A 24,424-nucleotide genomic window follows, 5' to 3' on the forward strand; every position below is an offset into this window, starting at 1 on the left:
GAGAAATAGATGGCAAATCCTTTTGAAAATGCGGATGGCACCTATTTGGTGCTGATCAATGAAGAAGGCCAATATTCCCTATGGCCCGGTTTTATAGATGTGCCGAGCGGCTGGACAGTCGTTCATGAACAAAAAGGGCGTGAAGCTTGTCTGGACTATATCCAATCACATTGGAGAGACATGAGGCCAAACAGCCTAAAGACTGTTGAAAATGTGTAATCGCATAAAAAGAGACTGCAGCAAGCAGTCTCTTTTTCTATTTTACGCAGACGTTTGGGTATGATCACAATCTCTGACCGGGTTTCCGTTTTCATCTGTACACCAAGATTGGGATAAAAACGCTAAAAACACAGCGGCCCACTGATCGGCAAACTGAATCAGAATGCCCCCGTCATGCCAAGAACTGTTGTCTTTTTTCCAGCGGGTATCCATTGCATTCCCTTGATTCATATGGATATTGTGCATGCCGTTGGTCGGGGTAAAGCCGAATATTTTATCTGCAGCCTGTTCAGGTCCGAATTTGGAACCGAATATATAAACCGGCGCTTTCTCATCTTGCGCTTTCTTCATATACGTTTCAATAAAATCATTTAAATCATTATCAGGCCCAGTGATTTCATGCGGCAAAGGCTTCATTTCTCCCGGGTCGAACAAATTGCCCCGCACGTAATCAAGCGCCACTTCACGGTTTGCCTCATTGATCCTTGTATATCCATACGGCATGTTCGGAAGGATGGTAATCGAGCTCGAATCAAACTGATCGTCAGCCAAATACAATACTTCAGATTCCTCAGAACTGGACATCACATTGATGGCGCACCTGTAATACGTATTCTCTTCACCGAGCACTTTGACTTGGAAATGAGGACTGTCATCATCGGTTTCACGCTTCATGTCTAAGACAATGCCTTTTAACACGCCATATTGCTGAACAGCCATATGAATCCTCCTTTATGATCAACTTCATAATCATAATTCGTGAAATGATCTCTTTTTCCTTTTAAAAGATAAAAAAAGCCTGCAGAAATCTTTCTGCAAGCTCAATGTGAATTAAGCGCCCGCCACAGATGATTCATCCTGTAAAGCTTTCTCGGCAGGAACATATTCATAGCCTAGATCCCTCGCTACAGCTTCATAAGTTACGTGTCCGTTTGCGGTGTTTAAACCCGCTCTCAGTGCCGCATTGTCTGCGAGCGCTTTTGCTGCCCCTTTGTTCGCGATTTGCAGCGCGTATGGAACTGTAACATTAGTCAGAGCGATTGTTGATGTGCGAGGAACAGCGCCCGGCATGTTCGCTACAGCATAGTGCACAACACCGTGTTTTTCATATGTCGGCTGGTCATGTGTAGTGATATGGTCGACCGTTTCGACGATGCCGCCTTGGTCGATTGCTACATCAACAATGACTGAACCAGATTTCATTTGTTTTACCATTTCCTCAGTCACAAGAGTCGGAGCTTTAGCACCCGGAATTAATACTGCGCAAATGAGAAGATCCGCTTCCGCCACAGCATCAGCAATATTGACCGGATTAGAAATTAACGTTTTAATTTGATGGCCGAAGATGTCATCAAGCTGGCGCAGGCGGTCTGCGTTTAAGTCAATGATCGTCACATCTGCACCGAGTCCGACAGCCATTTTCGCCGCGTTTGTCCCGACCACGCCTCCTCCGATAATCGTTACTTTTCCGCGAGAAACGCCCGGCACCCCGGCAAGCAAAATGCCTTTTCCGCCTTTAGGTTTTTCTAAGAATTGAGCTCCGATTTGCGCTGCCATTCTGCCCGCAACCTCGGACATTGGCGTGAGAAGAGGCAATGTCCGGCCTTCACTAACCGTTTCATATGCGATGGCAGTTACTCCTTTATCCTTCAAGGCCTGTGCAAGCTCAGGCTCAGCTGCTAAATGAAGATACGTAAACAGCACAAGACCTTTGCGGAAATAAACATATTCTTCCGGCAGCGGTTCTTTTACCTTCATGACCATTTCGGCGTCCCAGACCTGTTTCGGATCAGCAATGATTTCCGCTCCTGCTGACTCATAGGCTTCATTTTCAAATCCGCTTCCAAGGCCCGCGCCTGTTTCAACCAGTACCCGGTGGCCGTTTGAAATGAGCTGTGAAACGCCTCCAGGTGTTAAAGCGACACGGTTTTCATTGTTTTTTATCTCTTTAGGAACCCCTATGATCATATCTGTCTCCTCCTGTATCTGTGATATTTTTAGTGTAGCTCGATATTTTGGAAAATTCTTTGTTTGATTAAGAAAATAAAAAAACATGGATTTGTGAAATTTCACAAATCCATGTGCCGAAGTTTAATATCTAAATAGATGGTGAATTTTTGATTCACATTTTTTAAATCAATTTCAGCGATCTGGCTGATTCGCTTGAGACGGTAATTCAGCGTATTAACGTGTATATTTAACAGCTTGGAAGCCGTATTCACGCTGCTGTCTGCTTCAATAAAGCGCTCTAGCGTCTCTACCAGGTTTGACTGGTGATCCCGGTCATATTGTTCCAGTTTGGAAAGCGAGTAATTATCATAGCCCGCCAGTTTCCGTTTTTCATATAAGACATCTAAGTATTGATAAATGCCTAACTCAGAAAAGCTGAAAAGATGTTTGGTCTCTTCTGCGAACCGTTCCTTCGCTTTTAAGACGGACAATGCCTCCTGATAGGAGCGGGAGACAAAAGAAATAGAGCTGTATATTCCGCCAAAAGCGATAGAAACGTCTTCTATTTTATACCGCTCCTTCAGCTGTTTTTGCGTACTGAAAGCAAACTGTTTTAAATCTTGAAAAGGATGATCTGTTTTGGGTGCGGTTAATATAATCAGTTCATTAGAATCTACGGTCGCCAGCAACACGTAAACCTGCTGGGTCGTTTCCTGTAAATATTGCAGCTGCTGTTCGATTTTTTCAGTCAGCTCACCGTTTATGCGGATGATCATAACGGAAAATTCTGAAGGAGCGGCCATTCCAAGCTTATGGAACCCATCCGCCATGTCGGCCTCCTGATGGATGTGTCCAGTCAACATTTTCCAGAAAAATTCTTGGCTGCGTTCTTCATTTTTTGTTTTTCTGATTTGAAGTTTAAGAAGTTTGTTTCTCACTGCTTTTGCCGCCATTTGCAATGTCATCAGGTCATCATCAGACAATGTTTTTTGGATCTCAAGCGCCCATATGAAGCCAAGCACTTGGTTGTTTTTCCAAATCGAAATAGCGACACGATTGCTCAGCCCTACTTCATCGATTTGCTTGACTCTGATCGGCTGGTCCGTTTTTAAGAGAGCAGGAATTGTCCCGTCTTTCCACAGCTTGTTAATCACCTTCTCCGGTACCCTTCTGCCAATAATGGTAGACGTCCGGGCAGGGTCTGTGCAGTCGCTGTGTGTACTGTAGGCAAGCAGCTTGTGGTTAACATCCTCTATGGTGATCGGGCACCGCAGAACGTCGCTGATATGATCAGCCACATCTTCAAGTCTGTCAAAACTATATTTAAACGGATCATTCGGCATGGTCATAAATCTCCCTACTTTTTCGTGCTTGATTTCTCTTTGACATCTCATCCCCTTCCTTTTATTATGATTGTTGTTGTTTGTGAAAATCAACAACAAAGAAAAACACTTACATGAGAGAAACGTTCTATATACATGTGGCGGTGAATCGCCTTTTTAAAGTACAGTTGTATGCCTTATATGATACGAAAGCTTATCCTATTAATCTTCTAAGAGAGTCATCGGAGGCGGGACTGATTAAGGAAAGAAAAAACTGAACCTTTCAGAAATGGTGCTGTAGCATCAAATATTCTGAAAGGTTTTTTTTGGGAGTTGGAGAATCATTTGGGTCTTTTGGATTATTCGAAGGATGAAAAGAAGATTAAGAAAATAAACCTATTTACTTTACAATATATGTTATTTTTAAGTGGTTCGAGGTAAACCATTGGACTCATTTTGTAAAATTAAAACATATTTGTTTGACTATGCCGAAAAACTGTTTTTATAATAATGACGTTCTAAAAATAAGTGAATTAGCCCATATTTAGGCTGATGGCACAGGAGGTAATGAGGAATATGGCAGGATTAATTCGTGTCACACCCGAAGAGCTAAGAGCGATGGCGAAGCAATACGGCGTTGAAAGCCAAGAAGTATTAAATCAGGTTGATCGTTTAAACCGAATGATCTCTGATTTGAAAAGCATGTGGGAAGGTGCTTCAAGCGAAGCGTTCGCAGATCAATACGAGCAGCTCAAACCTTCATTTATCAAAATGTCAGATTTGCTTCAAGATGTGAATCAGCAGCTTGATCAAACAGCTAATACACTTGAGTCTACTGACCAAGACATCGCAAATCAAATCCGCGGATAACAGTATGAAAGGGAAGGAGCGCCTGATTCAGAAGAAGACGGCGCTCTTTCTATGTAAGGGTGATCCTAAATGTATATTGATATTACTATAGATTTGAAACATTATAACGGCAGTGTCTTTGATCTCAGATTGTCAGATTTCCACCCGGTGAAAAAAGTAATTGATATTGCTTGGCAGGCCCAAAGCGTATCTATGCCTCCGCGCGAAGGGCACTGGATCAGAGTGGTTAACAAGGATAAGGTGTTTTCCGGAGAATGCAAGCTGTCTGATTGCGGCATTACAAACGGAGACCGGCTTGAAATATTATGAAAGGATCTGGTTGAATGTCAGGTAAACAAAAATCATATTTAGAAAACCAATTAGAAGCCGTTGCCGAGAAAACAGATGCCGGCTATACATTTACCTTTCAGCGGGAAAAAATAAAGCTTCTGGACGGTCTTGAAGCTAATGTGATCAAAGATGTAAATCCATTTTTTCATAAAGAGATCGACGTGACAGATGATGAGGTCATCATCACAATCCAACCTCCCTCCTCCTATAAAGCATTCCGCTTCATGAAAGCTAAGGATAAAAAAAGCAAATGGCAGTTTGCCTATCAGCTTGTTCAAGCCGTGCAGCAGCACAATTTGTCGAGGCTGAATGTGATTGTCGCTCCGGAAAACATTGTATTCGATAAAGGGCTGACGCCTTATTTTCTCCATTATGGAGTAAAGGAAAGCATTCCTCCTTACGAGCACGATGAGGAAAGAGTGTGGCGGGAGCTGAAAGCGGCAGCGGCTTTGGCGGTTGACGGCGCTTTTGCATTTGAAGACTATCTGAAATTCAATGAAACGATGACGTTCTCCCCAGAGGCTAAAGCGATATTGGATGCGGAATCCTATGATGGCCTGCTTGAGCTGATTCAAACCCATATTGATGAGCTCGAAGCCAAAGCCAAAACATACATACATATCCCGAGAAAGAAGTGGAACATCCAGCGATATATCGGCCTGGGGCTCATTGTTTTGCTTGTACCGGCCCTTATTTACTCGATGTACGCCTTATTTTTCGCGCAGCCAAAGCACCAGGCAATAGTGGACAGCAACCGTGCTTTCTTAAACAAGCAGTACAGTGAAGTCATCAGCACATTGTCCAAGTACGATGCGGAAAGCCTGCCTGAATCAGTGCAGTATCAGCTGGCGACGTCTTATGTTGAGGTCGAAAATCTGGGGAGTGCAAAAACTAAAAATATAGAAAATAATTTAGTCACCCTTCAATCGGACCCTCAGCATTTCTTGTACTGGATTGATTATGGTCGAGGAGAATACAAAGAAGCGATCAGTATCGGCCGTAAGCTTGAATACAATGATTATATTTACTTTGCCCTTGCTAAATATAAGCAGCAGCTTTTATCTGAGGATACAAATGATGAAGACATACAGAAAGAACTTGATTCAGTAAATAGTGAACTTGAAAAAGCGCAAAAAGAACGTCAAGACAATAAACAGTCTAATTCTGATACATCATTAGTCGATACTAGCGAAGAACAGACACAAACAGACGAAGAAAAACAACAAGCGGAAGAAAAAGCCGCAGCAGAGGAAAAAGCGAAAAAAGAAGAACAGAAGAAAAAAGAAGAACAAGAGAAAAAAGAAACAGAAAAGAAAGATGAGAAAAAAGATGACAAATAACGTGAGACATGAAGCGCAGGTCATCGCATGTTGCTATTCGGCCGTTAGGGGGTTCGCCATTTGAGTCTATTATGGGTTTTTTACCAAAATAACGTTCAAAAATTAAATCTGTCTAACCTCCCGTCGTCTCATCCGGTGACCATTGGGCCTGATGTGAAAGATTCCGTTACGATCAGCGCCATTCCATTTAATAGCGGAGTCATTTCTCTTCAAAGAAAGGAATCCGGCGGCCAATACGAAGTTTTCCTGGGAAATGATTGTCTTGGCACGATTGAGACGGATACATCATTTACTCTTCAAACGGATCAGCAGGATATACGCTTGATATTGTTGGGCAGTGAACCTGAGAAATCCGTTTATTTTACGGGAAACCGGGATGAAATTGTATGCTCCTCGGAAAAAACGAATGCAGATATTTATCTGAATCCGCAAGATTTTGCATTTGCAGAACAAAGCACGTTTTCTTTGCTTCGTGCCGGCGGCAACTGGTCGGTTCGCCCTGAAAGCGGAACGATCTTCTTGAACGGAGAGAAGATCAACGCCAATACGCCGCTTATGCCGGGGGATGAAATCTTCTGGAACTTCACGCAAATGAGTGTGACGGAACAAGACCTTTTAGAAATTGTTCATTTTGCCCAGTTTGAAACAGCGTTAACAGAAACAGTCAAACCGAGTACTGAGATGCAGAAAAAATATCCGCAGTACAGAAGAACACCACGGATGGTGTACGATCTGCCGGATGACCGCGTTTCCTTTAGTTTTCCCTCTCAGGAGAGCGATCAAACCAACAGAGGGCTGTGGCTCGTCATCCTGCCTCCGCTTGTGATGCTGATCGTGATGGGCGTAGTCGCCATCATCCAGCCGCGCGGCATATTTATACTTGTTTCTTTGGCGATGTTTATGATGACTCTCATTACCTCGACAGTGCAATATTTCCGGGATAAGAATCAGCGGAAAAAACGCGAGGAAAAACGGGAGCGTGTATATAAGCTTTACTTAGACAATAAACGGAAAGAGCTTCAGGCACTTGCTGAGAAGCAAAAGCAGGTTCTTGAATTTCACTTTCCTTCATTTGAAAAAATGAAATACTTAACAAGTGAAATCAGTGACCGAATCTGGGAAAAATCACTTGAAAGCAAGGATTATCTTCAGCTGCGGCTTGGGACGGGAACAGTCCCCTCGAGTTATGAAATCAATATGAGCGGCGGAGACTTGGCGAATCGTGATATCGATGACCTTATGGAGAAGTCGCAGCACATGCAGCGTGTCTATAAGGACATCCGCAATGCGCCGGTTACGGTCGATTTGGCGGAAGGTCCGATGGGGCTTGTCGGTAAATCTCAAATTGTGAAAAATGAGATTCACCAGCTGATCGGACAGCTGTCGTTCTTTAACAGCTATCACGATTTGCGTTTCGTTTTTATTTTTCATGAAGAAGAGTATAAAGACTGGGAGTGGATGAAGTGGCTTCCGCAATTTCAAATGCCCCATATTTATGCAAAAGGATTTATTTATAATGAGCAAACGCGAGATCAGCTTCTGTCTTCGCTTTACGAATTGATCAGAGAGCGCGATCTCGAAGATGACAAAGAAAAACTGCAGTTCAAACCGCATTTTGTATTTGTTATCACGAATCAGCAGCTGATCTCTGAGCATGTCATTCTCGAATATTTAGAAGGACAGCATGAGCATCTGGGCATCTCGACAATTGTCGCTGCGGAAACAAAGGAGAGCCTGTCGGAAAACATTACGACCCTTGTCCGCTACATCAATGAGCATGAAGGCGACATTTTAATTCAAAAGAAAAAAGCGGTAAGAATCCCGTTCCGTCTCGATCATCATCAGCGTGAGGACAACGAACGGTTCTCACGCACGCTGCGGACGCTGAACCACCAGGTCGGCATCACGAATTCCATTCCGGAAACGGTATCGTTCCTGGAGCTTTTTCATGCGAAGGAAGTAAAAGAAATCGGCATTCAGCAAAGATGGCTGACGAGCGAATCGTCGAAGTCGCTGTCAGTGCCGATCGGCTATAAAGGGAAAGATGACATTGTGTATCTGAACCTTCACGAAAAAGCACACGGTCCGCACGGCTTGCTTGCCGGGACAACGGGATCTGGGAAAAGTGAATTTCTCCAGACCTACATTCTGTCACTTGCAGTGCATTTTCATCCGCACGAAGCGGCTTTCTTATTAATTGACTATAAGGGCGGAGGAATGGCGCAGCCGTTCCGCAACATTCCCCACCTCCTCGGCACGATCACTAATATTGAAGGAAGCAAAAACTTCAGTATGCGTGCGCTTGCTTCCATTAAAAGCGAGCTGAAAAAAAGGCAGCGTCTGTTTGACCAGTATCAAGTCAATCACATCAATGACTATACAAAGCTGTACAAGCAGGGGAAAGCAGAAGTGGCGATGCCTCACTTGTTCTTAATCTCTGATGAGTTTGCCGAGCTGAAAAGCGAGGAGCCAGATTTTATCAGGGAGCTTGTCAGCGCCGCACGTATCGGGCGAAGCCTCGGCGTTCACTTGATTTTGGCGACACAGAAGCCAGGCGGCATCATCGACGACCAGATCTGGAGTAACTCGCGCTTTAAAGTAGCGCTCAAGGTCCAGGATGCCACCGACAGTAAAGAAATTTTGAAAAACAGCGATGCTGCAAACATTACCGTAACAGGCCGCGGCTATTTGCAGGTCGGAAACAATGAAGTGTATGAGCTGTTCCAATCTGCCTGGAGCGGGGCGCCTTACTTAGAGGAAGTCTACGGTACTGAGGATGAAATCGCGATCGTCACAGATACGGGTCTGATTCCGCTTTCTGAGGTTGATACCGAAGATATTGCGAAAAAAGACGTTCATACTGAAATTGAAGCTGTCGTTGACGAAATTGAACGCATCCAAGATGAAATGGGAATCGAGAAGCTGCCAAGCCCTTGGCTGCCGCCGCTTGCGGAGCGTATTCCGCGCACTCTTTTCCCTTCAGACGAAAAAGACCATTTCCGCTTTGCATATGTCGATGAACCTGATTTGCAAAGACAGGCGCCGATTGCTTATAAGATGATGGAAGACGGAAATATCGGCATATTCGGCTCTTCGGGCTACGGAAAATCAATTGCAGCCGCGACGTTCCTGATGAGCTTTGCGGACGTGTACACACCTGAAGAGCTTCATGTCTATATCTTTGATTTCGGAAACGGAACGCTGCTGCCATTAGCGAAGCTCCCGCATACCGCGGATTACTTCCTGATGGACCAGTCAAGAAAAATTGAAAAGTTCATGATTCGAATCAAAGAAGAAATTGACCGACGTAAACGTCTGTTCAGGGAAAAAGAAATCAGCCACATCAAAATGTACAATGCGCTTAGCGAAGAAGAACTTCCATTCATTTTCATCACCATTGACAACTTTGACATCGTCAAGGATGAGATGCATGAGCTTGAATCGGAATTTGTCCAGCTTTCCAGAGACGGACAGAGCTTAGGGATCTACTTCATGCTGACGGCAACGCGTGTTAATGCTGTCCGCCAGTCATTGTTAAATAACTTGAAAACAAAGGTTGTCCATTATCTCATGGATCAATCTGAGGGATATTCCATTTATGGCCGTCCGAAGTTCAATCTTGAGCCGATCCCGGGGCGCGTCATCATTCAAAAAGAAGAGCTTTATTTCGCGCAAATGTTCCTGCCTGTTGACGCTGATGATGATATCGGCATGTTCAATGGGCTGAAATCAGACGTTCAGAAACTTCAAGAGCGCTTTGCTTCAATGGAGCAGCCGGCACCGATTCCGATGCTGCCTGAGAGCTTGTCGACGAGAGAATTTTCTCTCCGCTTCAAGCTGGAACGCAAGCCTTTATCTGTACCGATCGGGCTTCATGAAGAAACAGTCAGCCCAGTCTATTTTGATTTGGGCAAGCATAAGCACTGCCTGATTTTAGGCCAGACTCAGCGCGGGAAAACAAACGTCCTAAAAGTCATGCTTGAACATCTGATTGATGATGAGACCGAAATGATCGGCCTGTTTGACTCGATTGACCGCGGCTTATCTCATTATGCGAAGGAATCAGATGTTTCATATTTGGAAACGAAAGAAGATATTGAGCAGTGGATTGAAACAGCAGAAGATATTTTCAAAACAAGAGAAGCCATGTATGTAGAAGCCGTCCGCCAAGGAGACGCGCACAATCTGCGATTCTCACAAGTGGTGCTGATGATTGACGGGATAACGAGATTCCAGCAGACGATTGATACGAGAATACAAGACCGTCTCGCTAACTTCATGAAATCATACGCGCATCTTGGCTTCAGTTTTATCCCGGGTGGTAACCACAGCGAATTCTCAAAAGGCTATGACTCCTTGACGACTGAGATGAAGCAAATCCGCCACGCGATTCTGCTGATGAAAAAATCTGAGCAAAATGTCATTCCTCTCCCGTACCAAAGACAGGAGCCTGAGATTCAGCCGGGCTTCGGATATGTTGTGGAAAACGGGAAGGAGCAAAAAGTTCAAATTCCTTTATGTTCTGCTGAAAGGGAGAGTGCTAGATGACAGAACAACGAAAAAGCTTGATCAAGTTAATATCCGCCGTCATCATCATTTTGCTGTTGCCGGTTTTGTTTTTCCGATTTATCGGAGACGATCCGACGAAAAAAGCAGTCAATTCCACCCGGCAAATCGCGGTGGTGAATGAAGACACTGGCGTATTGAGTGATGAGGTAAAGTCTGATGAAGAGGACAAATCCGCCCAGTTCGGCAAGGAAGTAGCGGCTGTTCTGGGGGAACGTCCTGATTATTCGTGGACGGTCGTAAACCGAAGCGCGGCTGAGACCGGTCTCGCTTCAAAGAAATACGATGCGATCGTCTATATTCCCTCAGACTTCTCAAAAAACATTTTGAGCTATGACAAAGACCATCCACAAAAAGCAACGCTGGAATTCAGCATTCAAGATAATCTGAATGCGGTCAACAAAGAAAAAGTTCAGCGTGAGCTTGAGGATGCCCAAAAGACAATGAACAAAAAAATGTCGGCCTTATACTGGAACTTTGTGTCGCAAAAAGTGGACAACATCAGAGGAGAATTTGACAAAATCGTCAATAAAGAATCTGAATTCCAGAATGTCATGTACAACTTTTACAAACCAAGCTCTAATGATTTAGCAGGTGAAATCAAACAGCAAAAAGACTTAATCGATGAGCTGAAGAAATCAATGAATGAAGCGCAAGGCACGACAAAAGAAAAAGCTTCTACAGCGGAGGAAGCCAAAAACACGCTAAAAGAATTCATTGATACAGTTGAAAGATACAAAGAATATCAAGAGAATCAGAAAAAGCTGCTTTTGGCAGCCCAGGATTCAACACAGCAGCAAATCCGGACAGGCCTAGACGCCATCCAGGCACAGCAAAAGGCGAATCAGTTCAGCGAACGCATGAGCGGATTGGCAACTGGGATCAGCCAAGCGAAGACACAGCTTGGACAAACCAGCAATGTGCTGGCAAACGCCCAGCAAATCAGGGAGGGCCAAGTGCCTCAGCAAGAACTTGGCATGGCGAAGATCCAAAGTGATTTAATCGATCAATATCAGGCCGCATCGAGACAGACTGCATTAAACCAAGTATACGGACGGCTTGTTGAAACGCGCGAGGCGCTCACTGTTGCGAAAGGTGAGCCGCAGCCTGATGGAGGTAATGGTTCAGCTGATGAAGGTAAAGGCCCGAAGAAAGTAGACCCTGAAGAACTCAAAATTGATCTTGAAAAACAGCGTGAAGAATTGAAAAACATCGCTGCAGATATTCAGGATATTTCAGACAATCTGAAGGAGCCTGAAAAAGAGGGCCCGGGAACAGACAAACCATCGACTGACAATCCGAACAATCCCGATGACGGAAGTAACACAAATCCTAATGATACAAAGGGAGACACCGGAAACGATGATAACAGCAGTGACTCTGGTGATGTCGGACAAACGGACGGCGGTACACAGGATCAAGAGCAGCAGGAAACAGACGGTCAGGAGCAGACCGGCGATGCGTCAGACGGCGGAAAAACTGAAACAGGCACATCTGCCGAACAGACTGCATCATCTGATTCAGCCCCTCAATTGGTCAAGCTGGCAAATGAAGACGGAACCGGAGATTCAGGAGATACCGGTAGCGGCGGAGATACGACGGAGCCTGGGGACCAAGATCAACCAGGAAACGGCGACATTTCTGATATCGCCATAGCAAAAGAACAGCTTAGCAAAGCGTCTGAGCGAATCAAGCAAATTGAAGAAGAGCTCAAGGAAAAAGAAACTGCCCATAATGAAGAGCTAGATAAGAAATTAAAAGAATTGCAAGAGAAAATAGACAACCTAGATGATGAAATTGTTAAATTGAAGAAACAAGTAAATGATTTAGAAGATCAGTTAAAAGATATGCATGAACAGGTGTATAATAGTGGCATTTATAAAATGATTCGGGAGCTAGAAAATAAAGATCAGCTACAATATCAAAAAGAATTTCAAGGGGAAATAAATACAGAGAACATTAACGCCTTAATGAAATACTATAAATATCTATCTGTTTATGACTCTGTATTATCAGGTACGATAGACAGCACTGCAAAAGCTGGCGCCATTAACGGCCAGCAGGGCAACGTCAATTCCGTACTCGCTCTCTCACCTGAAGAATCAGCCAGCTGGGAAGCTCTCAAAAACAACACGATGCAAACTGATGAAGACATTAACAGCTTCATCGACGGAATGACCAAATTTGCGGACGACTACAGCGGCTATATCCGCGACTCTCAAGCAGGTGTTCTCGACGAACTGACGAAAATCTCTGAAAGTGCCGCAAAAGCGACAGAACAGCTGGTAACGGGCGCAACGCAGGAATCTGCGACGTTCAGCAACGATGGACTGTCTGGCACAATGGCACTGAATGTCCAAGATACGGTCGGCCAGGAAGTGCTGCAAATGTCAGACATGATGGGTTCATTGTCTGATCGCCAGTCAGGCATCATTGATTACACAACCAATATGCAGCAAAGCGTCAATGATGTTCAAGCAAAAGCCGACACCTTAAACAACAACTGGGGGAAAAATGTCGCCTCCACGAAACTCGTGCGCAATGACGTATACGGCATACTCGGAAATACATTAGTAGACGGGCAAAACAATGGCTATGTGTATGATTACTTGGCGAATCCGCTTAAAATCAGCGGAGAAGTTCCGGAAGAGAAAACTCAGACGGTACCGCCGGTTGTCATCCTTGTCATTGTGTTGATCAGCAGTCTGTTAATCGGCTATTTTAGCTCGTATTACCAAAACGCGCCGCTTCTCGTCAAAGGAGCGCTATTCGGAATTCTGAATATCCTTGTCGGACTCATGATCAGCTTGTTCGGTTTGAATATTTATTCACTGCCGGACGATCAGACGATTAAGTGGTCAGTGTTTACGATTCTATTGCTGGTCGCAAGCTCTGCCTTCATCCGGACGGCGTTCAGATTCGGATCGATCCCTGGATGGGTTGCTTCAGCGGCAATGATTCTATTCTATGTTGCACCGCTTATTGATTTGATCATGCCGAACTTTACATTTGAAGATCCTGTTTCGAAAGTATATATCGACATCCAGTACGGTACTGGGCACTTGTTTACAATGGGAATAACAGTTCTGCTAATCATTACGGTGATTGCCGCGGCTCTGCCGCTGATTATCCGGCTGATGGCTGAACACACAGCAGAAAGCGATGAAACGTATGAAGCGTAATCGCAGCATGGAAAAGGGGATCATGATTTGTATGCTCTCCTTTTCCCTTTTCATACCCTCTGCCGCCGCTGCCCAAACCGAAGAAAATACAGATGTCGCGCCAAACCAGTATCAGAAAAAAGACATCGAAATTGATACGAATTATTTACATGAAGATACCTACTATGAAGAGAAAACAGAACTGCCTGAGGAACAGAAGGATATCACTTTTGATAAACCGAAGGATAAGGACGCCGAGCTGATAAAAGGTTTGTTTACATCAACAAATGCCGAGGATTCCAACACGATTGCGGCCCAGTCGAAACAGCTTGGAATTACATTTGCAGAAAAACCAATAACAAAGACATCATCAACGGAAACAGAAGATGAACAAGAAACATCATCATTGCTGCTGCCGATGATCTATGTCGTACTGATCCTGTTCGGAATTGCAGGCATCGTGTTCCTCATCCCAAAAGTCACAGCGCAGGAAAACAAGAAGGCGTAGGCCGCGTGCTTGTGTTGTGTAAAAGCGGTGCCGTACAATAATAACGGAAAAGGAGGTTTCCAATGGAACTTTATATCATCACCGGAGCGTCAAAAGGGCTGGGTCAAGCCATTGCATTACAGGCTTTAGAAAAGGGTCATGAAGTCCATGCCTTATCCAGAACGAAAACGGATGTCTCTCATGAAAAACTAACGCAGCATCAAATAGACCTCATCAATCTCGAAGAAGCTGAACAGCAATTTGAAACATTGCTCTCATCCATCGATCCAGATCGTTATTCTGGTATTACCCTGGTCAATAACGCCGGAATGGTAACGCCGATCAAACGTGCCGGCGAAGCGTCTCTTGACGAGCTTCAGCGCCATTATCAGCTGAACCTGACTGCGCCCGTGCTTTTGAGTCAGCTGTTTACAAAACGGTTTGCTTCATACAGCGGCAAAAAGACGGTTGTCAACATTACTTCAGGAGCCGCCAAAAATCCATATAAGGGATGGAGCGCGTATTGCAGTTCAAAAGCCGGACTCGACATGTTTACGAGAACATTCGGATTTGAACAGGAGGATGAAGAGCTGCCAGTGCACATGATTTCGTTTTCACCAGGTGTGATGGACACTGAGATGCAGGCCGTCATCCGTTCTTCATCGAAAAAGGATTTCCACCACATTGAACGGTTCCGGAAATTAAATGAAACAGGAAGCCTTCGCAGTCCGGACTTTATTGCCGGCACGCTGCTTTCTTTATTAGAAAAAGGGACGGAAAACGGAAGAATTTATGATATGAAAGAGTTTTTGTAGAGCAGATATTTTCTGCTCTTTTTTTTATAAAAAAAGGCTGCAGCCAGAGCATTTATTGAACAGCGGCATATACTGACTGAAACGCTGCTTTTAGGGTATAACAATGATGATAAGAAGATCAAAATGATGTGACATAAGAATTGAGTTTCTCTGCAAATTATGTTAGGATTCTAAAAATATCTAAAGGAGGGGTTTCCATGAGAAAGGTTACATTAATGGATGTTTTCACCCATCCAATTGCACAAAAATATCTTCAGCGTTCCGGCGTGGCACATGCGATTGCCTGCGCTTATCATGCATACAGGCTGTCTGTGAAGGCTGACATCAATCCTGATTTAGCAGCAAAAGCAGCACTGCTTCATGATATCGGCCATTATGAATGGTATACAGACGGAAAGTGGGATTATGAGAAATACAAAAGAAATGACATCCATGCCATTAAAGGGGCAGAACGGGCGCATAAGCTTCTGATTCGGCTTGGCGAGGAACCGAAAGCGGCAAAAGAGATTGCCCTGGCCATTTTGCTTCATACAGATTCCTATTTGCCTGAAGGCGAATTAGATAAAAACACGCTGCAGCAGATTGTCAAAAAAGCGGACGAACTGGATGAAGAGCCGGGTGGCCACCATCATTACCGCCAAATTGATCCTTCAACCGCACGAAAAAAAATAGAAAAGCTGGACCAATTAATCGACCAAGCCCAGGCATCCGTGATAAAGCCTGTATAAGTACGGAACAGCGGCCAGCTTTCTTCGCTGTCTCCGCTTCATCGACACTTCCTTTACACCCGCTTCCAAACGTATTCTCCTAAAATCTCCGCACCCCTTTGTTTTATCAGGGAAGCCTGTGTCATTATCCATAAGCGCGGCATAAGCTGAGATAAAACACACAAAGGGGATAAAAGTATGGTCAACCAAGGTAGTCCGCAACTGGTCTCTTTAGTCGATCCTTATGTCTATCAGACCATTAAAAAGCTCATCGGCTCAAGGTTCGTTATACAGACAGTAGGAGATACGGTCAGAGGCAGACTGATCGATGTAAAACCTGACCATATCACAATTGAAGGAGCCCGAAATTCTGTTTGTTTGATCAGAATCCAGCACATGATTTCCGTCACGCCAGATTACAGTGAGCGGGTCTAACAGTGCTTGCGCATGAAAAATAGGCGTACACCGGGACGTCCTATTTTTCAGTTAAGCGCTGTAAAAACGCACTGGGATACATTGTTCCATCAAGGTCAAAACCGGCAAATTCCTGATAGTCACCATCTAAAAAACAGAGAGTGACGCCGTACACCGTATAGCAGGAACAGACTGAAGCATGCTGGCAGACCCGAAAATGATAACCGTCTGAATCTTTTACATACAGCCGGGATTTCCCGGCAAATGGGGCACAGAGGCGTGCTGCCTCACCAAAACATTCGAATCCGCCGATTTTGCCGTCTTGGCTGATATCCAGCAGGAGACAATCATTGACTCTGAGCTCCGCAGTCCGTACATTCCTGTTCTTTTTTCAAAGGAAGAACATAGATATAAGCCAGTTCTGAATCTGTATCGTATGTCACGGCCTTCATCACCAACACTCCTCTCATTATATTAAGAGTTCTGATATGAGTTCATTTTTGTTACAATGATGGGGTATAAGTTCTTTTATCTGACAGACAAAGAAAAACTAGGAGGAACAAAGCTTGTTGAAATCAAAAGTCCATTTTTGGACATTGCAGATTTTATTTGTTTTGCTGATTATTTATGTAGCGACAAAAGTTTCATTTGTATTTCAGCCGTTCATTGTTTTTATCTCGACATTGTTTTTCCCGATGCTGATTGCGGGAATTTTGTATTTCATATTTAATCCGGTCGTCCGCCTGCTTGAGAAAAAAATTCCGCGGACATTATCCATTCTATTGATCTATTTACTGTTTATCGGTTTGCTTGCCTTCGTTTCAGCGTCAGTCGGGCCTGTCATCACATCCCAGGTAACCGGGCTGTTCAACAACCTTCCTGATTACATAAAACAGATTCAGGCGCTGACAAAGGATTTGTCTCATTCCCAATGGTTTACCTGGATGATGAATCAGGATTATGTATCAATATCAAAAATTGAACAGTCATTGACAAGCTTTCTCCAAAACCTGCCGCAAAATATCACGTCCAGTTTATCTGCGGTGTTTGGCGTCGTGACAAACATCACGCTTGTTATTATTACTGTTCCATTTATCCTTTTTTACATGCTGAAAGACGGACACCGCTTTCCGCATTTGGCGGTAAAAATTCTTCCGGCTTCTTATCGGACAGAAGGCTTAAAGATTTTTAAAGATTTATCAGATACGCTTGCGGCTTATTTCCAGGGACAGCTGTTAATCTGTCTATTTGTCGGGACAGCGTGCTTTATCGGCTATTTAATTGCCGGACTGCCGTATGCCCTGATTCTTGGGATTGTTATGGCGATTACCAATATCATTCCTTATGTCGGGCCTTTTCTCGGTGCCGCGCCGGCTGTTATTGTCGGTTTTATGGACTCGCCGGCTAAAGCGCTGTTTGCGATTATTGTGGTTGTCATCGTTCAGCAGCTGGACGGAAACCTGCTGTCCCCTCTTGTAATCGGAAAACGGCTGAATACGCATCCGCTTACGATTATTTTGCTGTTAATCGGTGCGGGAAGCTTCGGCGGAATTCTCGGCATGATTTTAGCGGTGCCGGTTTATGCGGTAGTGAAGGCGTTCTTCCTGAATATTGTCCGCTTGATCAAACTGCGCCAGCGGTCACGCCTCGAAGAAAACGCAAAGCCCGCTGAATAGGCGGGCACCATTTGCGGCTCTTTGCATATGATGCTGTAAATCAATGCGGAGGTGGGGAAATGCCTGCGATTGTGGGGCCGATTTATATCATGTCAGTTACGGGTAATGCCGCGGCAAGCTTTGGAGACGTATTTGCGATTTCGCCCAAAAGCGTCGCTCATTCAGGGGCGGGGTCAGGCACATTTCAGCTTGGTGACTTTGTGAAGATTAACAACCAAACGAGTAAAACTCTTTTCAAAGATGCCGATATCATTGATGAAACAGTTTCGTTTAACGGGTAACAGCCTTTTCACAAGAGGCTGTTGCTTTTTTATTGTATAATATGGGTAGTCTTTGAATAGAGAGGTCATGTTATGAAAATCAGAAAAGCAAATATCAATACGCAAACCGGAATGATCACGGACGTGTATCTGCATGAAAACAGAAAAGAACTGCGCACGCTTGTAGCGGTCCCGCAGCTGGAGTGGAGCACGATCATTTCCTATGAAGAAGATAAAGCAACTCTGCCTGAACGGCTGGAAGCTTCGTTGCGCCGGCATACAGAGGAAGCCCCTGCTGGTGAGCTGGCCAAAAAAATCATTCATTGGGTAACAGAAATGTAAACCGCGTTTGAAAGTTTAGCTCCTGCCTGATCAGGTGATAATGAAAACAAACAAGACGGGAGGACAGGCTTTTGGGTGAAGATAAAATGGATCTCTATTTGCAGCAAGGAATGTATGGGCCTTTGGAGACAAAGCCTGACGAGCGCCATTTGTTTTTAGGCTCTTTAAGAGAAAGAGTCGTTTTGGCATTGACGAAAGGACAAGTGCTTAGAAGCAAACCGTATAAAGAAGCGGAACACGAGCTGAAAAACAGCCATAACGTTACCCTTTTGATTAATGGAGAGCTTCAGTACCAGTCTTATTCTCCTTATATCCAAATGGCGAATCGATACAGAGTGCCCTTCAAGATTGTATCTGATCTTCAGTTTCATACGCCTTTAGGCCTCGTCATTGCGGCTGACATCGCTGTGAATCGTGAATTGATATATATTCAGGACGACATTTATAATCGGTCAGTGCTGAAATCTTAAGAGACAAACGGGCCGTTTGTCTTTTTATTCATGGCAATTCACTTACAACTGGAGATAAGATATAATGTTCTCATACTGATGGCGGGGAGGCCGGCTATGAAAAAAGCACTTATTTGTATTGATTATACGAATGATTTTGTGGCGAGTGACGGAAAATTGACCTGCGGGGAGCCCGGCAGAATGATTGAAGAGGCGATCGTCAATTTAACCGAAGAATTCATCACAAACGGTGATTACGTCGTATTAGCAGTAGATTCTCATGATGAAGGGGATCAATATCACCCCGAAACCCGTCTTTTTCCTCCGCATAATATAAAAGGCACGGAAGGAAAAGATCTGTACGGAAAGCTTTTGCCTCTATATCAGAAACATGAACATAAACCGAATGTTTACTACATGGAAAAAACGAGATATTCTGCTTTTGCGGGAACTGATTTAGAGCTCAAACTCAGAGAGCGGCAGATTGGCGAACTGCATCTTGCCGGTGTCTGCACAGATATTTGTGTGTTACATACGGCCGTTGACGCATACAACAAAGGTTTTCAGATTGTTGTGCATCAACAGGCTGTTGCCAGCTTTAATCAGGAGGGGCACGCATGGGCTCTTTCCCATTTTGCAAATAGCATCGGAGCGCAAGTGGCAGAGTAAGGAAGGGGAAAAACAGTGTTAGAGTACGGATTTAAAGATGACAGCCTGTCATTGCATACAGACCTTTATCAGATCAATATGGCGGAAACGTACTGGAGAGACGGCATTCATGAAAAGAAAGCGATTTTTGAGCTGTTTTTCAGAAGGCTTCCGTTTGAAAATGGCTATGCCGTATTTGCGGGCTTGGAAAAAGCCATAGAGTATCTGGAAAATTTCAAGTTTACGGATAGCGATTTGAGTTATTTACAAGATGAACTGGGGTACCAAGAAGATTTTATCGAATATTTGCGCGGCTTGACTTTTACAGGTTCACTTTACTCCATGAAAGAAGGAGAGCTTGTTTTTAATAATGAGCCGATTATGAGGGTGGAGGCGCCCCTGGTTGAAGCGCAGCTGATTGAAACGGCTCTGCTCAACATTGTGAACTATCAAACATTAATCGCAACAAAGGCTGCCCGGATTAAAGGCGTCATCGGTGATGAAGTTGCGCTTGAATTTGGAACAAGGCGGGCACATGAAATGGATGCGGCCATGTGGGGAGCGAGAGCAGCGTTAATCGGCGGCTTTAGCGCGACAAGCAATGTAAGAGCCGGAAAGCGCTTTAATATCCCGGTTTCCGGCACACATGCGCATGCGCTTGTGCAGGCTTACCGCGATGAATATACAGCCTTCAAAAAATACGCGGAAACGCATAAGGATTGCGTCTTTTTAGTCGACACGTATGACACGCTTCGTTCAGGCATGCCGAATGCGATTAGGGTTGCCAAGGAATTTGGCGACCGCATTAATTTCATTGGCATCCGCCTGGACAGCGGCGATTTGGCGTACCTGTCAAAAAAAGCCCGTAAAATGCTTGATGAAGCAGGATTTACAGATGCGAAGGTGATTGCTTCAAGCGATTTGGATGAGCACACCATTATGAATTTAAAGGCTCAGGGAGCGCGCATTGATGTCTGGGGTGTCGGTACGAAGCTGATCACTGCCTATGACCAGCCGGCTCTCGGCGCAGTTTATAAACTCGTTGCCATTGAGGAAGACGGGAAAATGGTCGACACGATCAAAATTTCATCCAATCCTGAAAAAGTGACGACACCGGGCAGAAAGAAAGTCTACCGAATTATCAATCAGTCCAACCATCATTCTGAAGGCGATTATATCGCGCTTTATGATGAGCAGGTGAATGATCAGAAGCGGCTCAGAATGTTCCATCCGGTTCATACATTCATCAGCAAATTTGTCACGAATTTTTATGCGAAGGATCTTCATGAGCTGATTTTTGAAAAGGGTATTCTTTGCTACCAAAACCCTGAGATTTCAGACATACAGCAGTATGTGCAGGATAACCTCAGCCTGCTTTGGGAGGAATATAAAAGAATCAGCAAGCCGGAGGAATACCCGGTTGATTTAAGCGAGGACTGCTGGAGCAATAAAATGCAGCGGATCCACGAAGTGAAAAGCAGAATTGAAGAAGAGCTTGAGGAAGAATAAATAAAAACTGGCCTTTCGTTCGCGAAGGGCCAGTTTTTTTATGAATATATTATTTTTCATGTTTAGACAATTTTCGTCAAAATATTTGATATACTTAGGGGTGAAAGCCGCGCGTATTGTAAGGGGGATTAATCAATGAGGGTGTTTGTTGCAAGACAGCCTATTTTTAATAGAAAAGAACAGGTTGTTGCTTATGAACTGCTGTATAGAGAAAGCGAAGAGAACGTATATAGCGCTAAAGACGGCGATCAGGCAACAACAGATTTGGTGATCAACAGCTTTTTAAACATCGGAATTGAGAAGCTGACGGAAGGAAAACGCTGTTTTGTTAATTTTACGGAAAGCCTGATGTTTTCGAATCTTCCCACCTCCTTCAATCCGAAACAGCTTGTCATTGAAATCCTTGAAGATATACCGATCACGCCGGCCCTCATTTCTAGATGCAAAGAATTGAAAAAAATGGGGTATATGCTGGCGCTCGATGATTTTTATGCAATAAACCCGCAAAATGAGGACTTATTGGAAAAGCTCATGAGCTATATTGATATATTGAAAATTGATTTTCTCAAAACAACACGAATGGAACGCAGAAAAATTTTGCAAACCTACAGCTGCAGCGGCTTAATTTTTTTAGCAGAAAAGGTAGAGACCCGAAAAGAATATAAACAGGCAGTTCAAGATGGCTTTCAATTATTCCAAGGCTACTTTTTCAGCGAGCCGCGCATCATCAGCGGGCATGACCTGTCGACTCATTTTTATTCTTACTATGAACTGCTTAACGAACTGAGCAAAGAGCAGCCAAACATAAAGCGTGTAACAGAGTACATAGAGCGGGATTTATCACTGTCCTATCAAATTTTAAAATTTTTAAACTCATCCCACAGCCGTTTGAGCCAGAAAATTGAAAGCATTCAACAGGCCATTATGCTGCTTGGATTTAATGAAATCAAACGGTGGATCTATATTCTTTCCTTTAAGGATTTAAGCAGAAAAGGGCATTCCAGCAAGCACGAAATCATTAAGATTTCTTTGATAAGAGCAAAGCTTTGCGAGCTGCTGGCGAGGAAGACATCCCGGCCGCAGCCTGCTTCTTATATGCTGATCGGAATGTTTTCTCTCATAGACACGCTCCTGCATAGAGAAATAGAGGAAATTGTACAAGAATTGCCTTTAAAAGATGAAGTCGGGCAAGCGTTATTAGGCCATCAAAACGACTACTATCAAATGCTTGAGCTTGTGAAATTAATTGAAAGCAACAACTGGGATACTTGTTCGGAATTAGGCAATCAACTGGACAAAGAAGAAGCGTATGAATGTTATCTTGAGGCTCTGGAATGGTGTCATAATCTTATGGACGCAAAATGATTGCGGTCCTCTGACCACCGCAAAGCAAGAATCATTCGGCTTTGCGTGCCGATAAGGCTGATGTAAATGCCGTCTGGATTAAAGACCGTATCCACTTCATGCCGGACGCCCATTTGTTTGATCAGGCGCTTTATGGTTTGTTTATCGGACTGCTCGGCTGCGGTCAGAATGCGGCGCGAGAGCTCCCGCGAGCCCGCAATGCGGTTGAGCACCAGCTGAGCATCCGCAAAAATCCCTGCGGCCTGCTTCGCTGAACGGATAAAAGTATCTATGTTGGAGGCAGGAGCGGGCGGACGGCGTATCTCATACGGATACACGTAAAACCAGGGATAACGATATCTCATGGGAGCACCTCACACAAAAGTGGTGTTTCTATATGTATAGATCCCCATTTGCTGAATATGACAAAGCGAAAAGACCACAACTTTAGCGTTGCGGTCTTTTTCGGTGTTTGTCGGTCAGGAAACGCCAAGAATCGCATATTCAATTTTGAAAATACGGTATGAAGGACTATAGTCTTGCTTAATAAAAATGTGAAACACGTTAAAATCAAGGGAATTAAGAATCTTTCTCAATTTGAGCAGAAATATCCGCTCTTACCCATAGAAAAATAGTCCCGTTCTTGTTGTGATCTCTTTGAGTATAAGGACCTATTGATATTTGCGGTGTCACGCAGGATCTTTTTGCATACTTTTCGGTGAAAAATGAGCCGAAAGCAGATACACTATTAGTAACAGATCAAATACCTAGGACTCGTTCACCATACACAATTCATTGATCTTTCAAAAAAAGGAGTGTGGAAACGATGGAAAAGAAACTTGAAGAAGTAAAACAATTGTTATTCCGACTCGAACTTGATATTAAAGAAACGACAGATTCATTACGAAACATTAACAAAAGCATCGATCAACTCGATAAATACAATTATGCAATGAAAATTTCGTGAAAAAGACTTGGAAACAAGTCTTTTTTTTCGTTCTATCCATACAATTAATGGATAAAGTATTATATGATTGTTAAAAAACGAAAAACCTGCTGTCCTTTAAATGTTCCATTTAGTAAAATGGAATGGGAGGGGGGAAGTCGTTATTGAGCAGATATGTTTAGATTCTGTCCGGATCAAGGAGAAAATGAAGGAGATTGTAAGCCAAAAAATAAAGAATCAGGACTTGGAACGATATCTTCAGAATTTTATTGAGTCTAAGGATACTTTTGAGTTTGCCGATTTGGCACTTCATCATTATTTAGCTTTTAACGGTCAGGATCAAAAAGCAATCGAATGGCTTGCTGCCGGAATTGAATTGCTTATACTCTCATTCGATATTTATGATGACTTAGAGGATCAAGATAATGGAAATGCTGTCTGGATGAAGATTGACTCGTCTATCGCTTTAAATGCAGTTACAGCTCTTTACACCCTTAGTATACAAGTGATGTGTCAAGCTAGTCATGAACCAGAATTTTCACAAGAGATATTGAATTTTGCGTTACAATCAATTCAAGGCCAGCATGATGATATTGTGAATGCGCCGCAAACTGAAGAAGCCTGTATTGACATGATCAAAAATAAATCAGGAGCGCTAACGGCATTGCCTTGTGTAATGGGTGTAATGCTGGCAACAGGCAAATACCATCCCATCGTGGCTTCTTATTCTTATGAACTTGGGATTATTGCACAAATTGAGAATGATTACCAAGGTTTATATTATTTAAATAACGATTTTATTCAGAAGAAAAACACATTGGCATACTTATATTTAAGTAAACGTTTTAATGCAGCTTCTGCAGAAATCTTGAGTTGGTATGAAAATGCTGAGTTGTTCTTATCATTGAATCCCAAACAAATAAAAGAAAAATTAACTGAGGCAGGCGTAGTGCAATATTTACTTGTAATGAAACACTTGTCATTACAAAAACTAAAGAAAGAAATTGCTAGATTAGAATTGCAAGAGAATAAAATAAAAAAATTAATAACAGGAATCATAAAATAAAGG

23 protein-coding genes and 2 pseudogenes are annotated in these 24,424 nt (G+C 43.6%); 19 read left to right on the top strand and 6 right to left on the bottom strand.

Annotated features, from left to right (window positions below; genetic code table 11):
* Positions 1-9: 9 nt before the first annotated feature.
* Positions 10-219 (top strand): MbtH family protein, encoded by a 210-nt coding sequence (locus ACQXR1_RS03780; protein WP_014665214.1) that lies wholly within the window; start codon positions 10-12, stop codon positions 217-219.
* Between the two features lie 42 nt (positions 220-261).
* On the opposite strand, the gene ACQXR1_RS03785 is transcribed toward ACQXR1_RS03780, so the two are convergent.
* The 3 genes and pseudogenes from ACQXR1_RS03785 to adeR form a co-directional block, all read right to left on the bottom strand.
* Positions 262-939: a DUF2278 family protein gene (locus tag ACQXR1_RS03785; protein ID WP_430771756.1), complete on the bottom strand. Its 678-nt coding sequence runs from the start codon at positions 937-939 to the stop codon at positions 262-264.
* A gap of 111 nt (positions 940-1,050) precedes the next feature.
* Positions 1,051-2,187, bottom strand: coding sequence for an alanine dehydrogenase (ald, locus tag ACQXR1_RS03790; protein WP_243571430.1), 1,137 nt, complete (start codon positions 2,185-2,187; stop codon positions 1,051-1,053).
* Positions 2,188-2,288: 101 nt separating this feature from the next.
* A pseudogene (adeR, locus tag ACQXR1_RS03795) lies at positions 2,289-3,558 on the bottom strand (sporulation transcriptional activator AdeR).
* A gap of 509 nt (positions 3,559-4,067) precedes the next feature.
* Between adeR and ACQXR1_RS03800 the strand changes: the two are divergent.
* From ACQXR1_RS03800 to ACQXR1_RS03840, 9 genes are all read left to right on the top strand, one after another.
* On the top strand, positions 4,068-4,361 hold the full coding sequence (locus tag ACQXR1_RS03800) for a WXG100 family type VII secretion target (RefSeq protein WP_003220661.1): 294 nt from the start codon (positions 4,068-4,070) through the stop codon (positions 4,359-4,361).
* A 69-nt stretch (positions 4,362-4,430) separates the two neighbouring features.
* Positions 4,431-4,670 (top strand): ESX secretion system protein YukD, encoded by a 240-nt coding sequence (gene yukD / locus ACQXR1_RS03805; RefSeq protein ID WP_014665210.1) that lies wholly within the window; start codon positions 4,431-4,433, stop codon positions 4,668-4,670.
* Positions 4,671-4,684: 14 nt separating this feature from the next.
* Positions 4,685-6,031, top strand: a complete 1,347-nt coding sequence (essB, locus tag ACQXR1_RS03810) for a type VII secretion protein EssB (protein WP_168781738.1) — start codon at positions 4,685-4,687, stop codon at positions 6,029-6,031.
* 60 nt (positions 6,032-6,091) lie between these two features.
* The gene (gene essC / locus ACQXR1_RS03815; protein ID WP_430771757.1) at positions 6,092-10,579 is read left to right on the top strand and encodes a type VII secretion protein EssC; all 4,488 of its coding nucleotides are present in this window, start codon (positions 6,092-6,094) and stop codon (positions 10,577-10,579) included.
* The gene (gene esaA, locus ACQXR1_RS03820; protein WP_430771758.1) at positions 10,576-13,779 is read left to right on the top strand and encodes a type VII secretion protein EsaA; all 3,204 of its coding nucleotides are present in this window, start codon (positions 10,576-10,578) and stop codon (positions 13,777-13,779) included. The genes essC and esaA overlap by 4 nt, the downstream gene beginning before the upstream one ends.
* Before the next feature lie 31 nt (positions 13,780-13,810).
* On the top strand, positions 13,811-14,266 hold the full coding sequence (gene essA, locus ACQXR1_RS03825) for a type VII secretion protein EssA (protein ID WP_430771781.1): 456 nt from the start codon (positions 13,811-13,813) through the stop codon (positions 14,264-14,266).
* Positions 14,267-14,328: 62 nt separating this feature from the next.
* The gene (locus tag ACQXR1_RS03830; RefSeq protein ID WP_430771759.1) at positions 14,329-15,060 is read left to right on the top strand and encodes a (S)-benzoin forming benzil reductase; all 732 of its coding nucleotides are present in this window, start codon (positions 14,329-14,331) and stop codon (positions 15,058-15,060) included.
* A gap of 197 nt (positions 15,061-15,257) precedes the next feature.
* The gene (locus ACQXR1_RS03835) at positions 15,258-15,788 is read left to right on the top strand and encodes an HD domain-containing protein (protein ID WP_003244444.1); all 531 of its coding nucleotides are present in this window, start codon (positions 15,258-15,260) and stop codon (positions 15,786-15,788) included.
* A gap of 177 nt (positions 15,789-15,965) precedes the next feature.
* The gene (locus ACQXR1_RS03840) at positions 15,966-16,202 is read left to right on the top strand and encodes a YuzF family protein (RefSeq protein WP_014665203.1); all 237 of its coding nucleotides are present in this window, start codon (positions 15,966-15,968) and stop codon (positions 16,200-16,202) included.
* A gap of 40 nt (positions 16,203-16,242) precedes the next feature.
* On the opposite strand, the pseudogene ACQXR1_RS03845 reads toward ACQXR1_RS03840, so the two are convergent.
* Positions 16,243-16,633: pseudogene (locus ACQXR1_RS03845) on the bottom strand (DUF2283 domain-containing protein).
* A 114-nt stretch (positions 16,634-16,747) separates the two neighbouring features.
* Here ACQXR1_RS03845 and ACQXR1_RS03850 point away from each other — a divergent pair.
* From ACQXR1_RS03850 to pdeH, 7 genes are all read left to right on the top strand, one after another.
* The gene (locus ACQXR1_RS03850) at positions 16,748-17,857 is read left to right on the top strand and encodes an AI-2E family transporter (protein ID WP_014665200.1); all 1,110 of its coding nucleotides are present in this window, start codon (positions 16,748-16,750) and stop codon (positions 17,855-17,857) included.
* 59 nt (positions 17,858-17,916) lie between these two features.
* A complete protein-coding gene (locus ACQXR1_RS03855; RefSeq protein WP_040082522.1) occupies positions 17,917-18,138 on the top strand; it encodes a spore germination protein in 222 nt (73 codons plus the stop codon).
* A gap of 72 nt (positions 18,139-18,210) precedes the next feature.
* Entirely contained in the window at positions 18,211-18,459 is a 249-nt protein-coding gene (locus ACQXR1_RS03860; protein ID WP_071577559.1) for a YueH family protein, read from the top strand.
* 71 nt (positions 18,460-18,530) lie between these two features.
* Entirely contained in the window at positions 18,531-18,929 is a 399-nt protein-coding gene (locus ACQXR1_RS03865; protein ID WP_071580796.1) for a YueI family protein, read from the top strand.
* A 96-nt stretch (positions 18,930-19,025) separates the two neighbouring features.
* Positions 19,026-19,577: a cysteine hydrolase family protein gene (locus tag ACQXR1_RS03870; protein WP_014665196.1), complete on the top strand. Its 552-nt coding sequence runs from the start codon at positions 19,026-19,028 to the stop codon at positions 19,575-19,577.
* A 15-nt stretch (positions 19,578-19,592) separates the two neighbouring features.
* Complete coding sequence (locus ACQXR1_RS03875) at positions 19,593-21,065, top strand: nicotinate phosphoribosyltransferase (protein ID WP_014665195.1); 1,473 nt, start codon at positions 19,593-19,595, stop codon at positions 21,063-21,065.
* A 135-nt stretch (positions 21,066-21,200) separates the two neighbouring features.
* Complete coding sequence (gene pdeH, locus ACQXR1_RS03880; RefSeq protein ID WP_071577562.1) at positions 21,201-22,430, top strand: cyclic di-GMP phosphodiesterase; 1,230 nt, start codon at positions 21,201-21,203, stop codon at positions 22,428-22,430.
* On the opposite strand, the gene ACQXR1_RS03885 is transcribed toward pdeH, so the two are convergent.
* Entirely contained in the window at positions 22,406-22,774 is a 369-nt protein-coding gene (locus tag ACQXR1_RS03885; RefSeq protein ID WP_416722724.1) for a hypothetical protein, read from the bottom strand. The two genes, pdeH and ACQXR1_RS03885, sit on opposite strands and share 25 nt — an antisense overlap.
* Before the next feature lie 114 nt (positions 22,775-22,888).
* Complete coding sequence (locus ACQXR1_RS03890) at positions 22,889-23,014, bottom strand: hypothetical protein (protein ID WP_128422565.1); 126 nt, start codon at positions 23,012-23,014, stop codon at positions 22,889-22,891.
* Positions 23,015-23,235: 221 nt separating this feature from the next.
* Between ACQXR1_RS03890 and degQ the strand changes: the two genes are divergently transcribed.
* Both degQ and ACQXR1_RS03900 read left to right on the top strand, forming a co-directional pair.
* The gene (degQ, locus tag ACQXR1_RS03895; protein ID WP_003220708.1) at positions 23,236-23,376 is read left to right on the top strand and encodes a degradation enzyme regulation protein DegQ; all 141 of its coding nucleotides are present in this window, start codon (positions 23,236-23,238) and stop codon (positions 23,374-23,376) included.
* A gap of 184 nt (positions 23,377-23,560) precedes the next feature.
* Positions 23,561-24,421, top strand: coding sequence for a polyprenyl synthetase family protein (locus tag ACQXR1_RS03900; protein ID WP_014665192.1), 861 nt, complete (start codon positions 23,561-23,563; stop codon positions 24,419-24,421).
* Positions 24,422-24,424: the final 3 nt, after the last annotated feature.

The organism is Bacillus sp. ATD (assembly GCF_050585765.1).
GTDB lineage: Bacteria > Bacillota > Bacilli > Bacillales > Bacillaceae > Bacillus > Bacillus stercoris.

Bases quoted from the DNA above. Each gene is read 5' to 3' on its own strand.
- degQ (WP_003220708.1), top strand. From the start codon at position 23,236: ATGGAAAAGAAACTTGAAGAAGTAAAACAATTGTTATTCCGACTCGAA.
- essA (WP_430771781.1), top strand. From the start codon at position 13,811: ATGCTCTCCTTTTCCCTTTTCATACCCTCTGCCGCCGCTGCCCAAACC.
- ACQXR1_RS03855 (WP_040082522.1), top strand. From the start codon at position 17,917: ATGCCTGCGATTGTGGGGCCGATTTATATCATGTCAGTTACGGGTAAT.
- ACQXR1_RS03885 (WP_416722724.1), bottom strand. From the start codon at position 22,774: ATGAGATATCGTTATCCCTGGTTTTACGTGTATCCGTATGAGATACGC.
- esaA (WP_430771758.1), top strand. From the start codon at position 10,576: ATGACAGAACAACGAAAAAGCTTGATCAAGTTAATATCCGCCGTCATC.
- essB (WP_168781738.1), top strand. From the start codon at position 4,685: ATGTCAGGTAAACAAAAATCATATTTAGAAAACCAATTAGAAGCCGTT.
- ACQXR1_RS03840 (WP_014665203.1), top strand. From the start codon at position 15,966: ATGGTCAACCAAGGTAGTCCGCAACTGGTCTCTTTAGTCGATCCTTAT.
- ACQXR1_RS03830 (WP_430771759.1), top strand. From the start codon at position 14,329: ATGGAACTTTATATCATCACCGGAGCGTCAAAAGGGCTGGGTCAAGCC.
- yukD (WP_014665210.1), top strand. From the start codon at position 4,431: ATGTATATTGATATTACTATAGATTTGAAACATTATAACGGCAGTGTC.
- ACQXR1_RS03780 (WP_014665214.1), top strand. From the start codon at position 10: ATGGCAAATCCTTTTGAAAATGCGGATGGCACCTATTTGGTGCTGATC.
- ACQXR1_RS03900 (WP_014665192.1), top strand. From the start codon at position 23,561: ATGAAGGAGATTGTAAGCCAAAAAATAAAGAATCAGGACTTGGAACGA.
- ACQXR1_RS03870 (WP_014665196.1), top strand. From the start codon at position 19,026: ATGAAAAAAGCACTTATTTGTATTGATTATACGAATGATTTTGTGGCG.
- pdeH (WP_071577562.1), top strand. From the start codon at position 21,201: ATGAGGGTGTTTGTTGCAAGACAGCCTATTTTTAATAGAAAAGAACAG.
- ACQXR1_RS03835 (WP_003244444.1), top strand. From the start codon at position 15,258: ATGAGAAAGGTTACATTAATGGATGTTTTCACCCATCCAATTGCACAA.
- ald (WP_243571430.1), bottom strand. From the start codon at position 2,187: ATGATCATAGGGGTTCCTAAAGAGATAAAAAACAATGAAAACCGTGTC.
- ACQXR1_RS03860 (WP_071577559.1), top strand. From the start codon at position 18,211: ATGAAAATCAGAAAAGCAAATATCAATACGCAAACCGGAATGATCACG.
- ACQXR1_RS03800 (WP_003220661.1), top strand. From the start codon at position 4,068: ATGGCAGGATTAATTCGTGTCACACCCGAAGAGCTAAGAGCGATGGCG.
- ACQXR1_RS03785 (WP_430771756.1), bottom strand. From the start codon at position 939: ATGGCTGTTCAGCAATATGGCGTGTTAAAAGGCATTGTCTTAGACATG.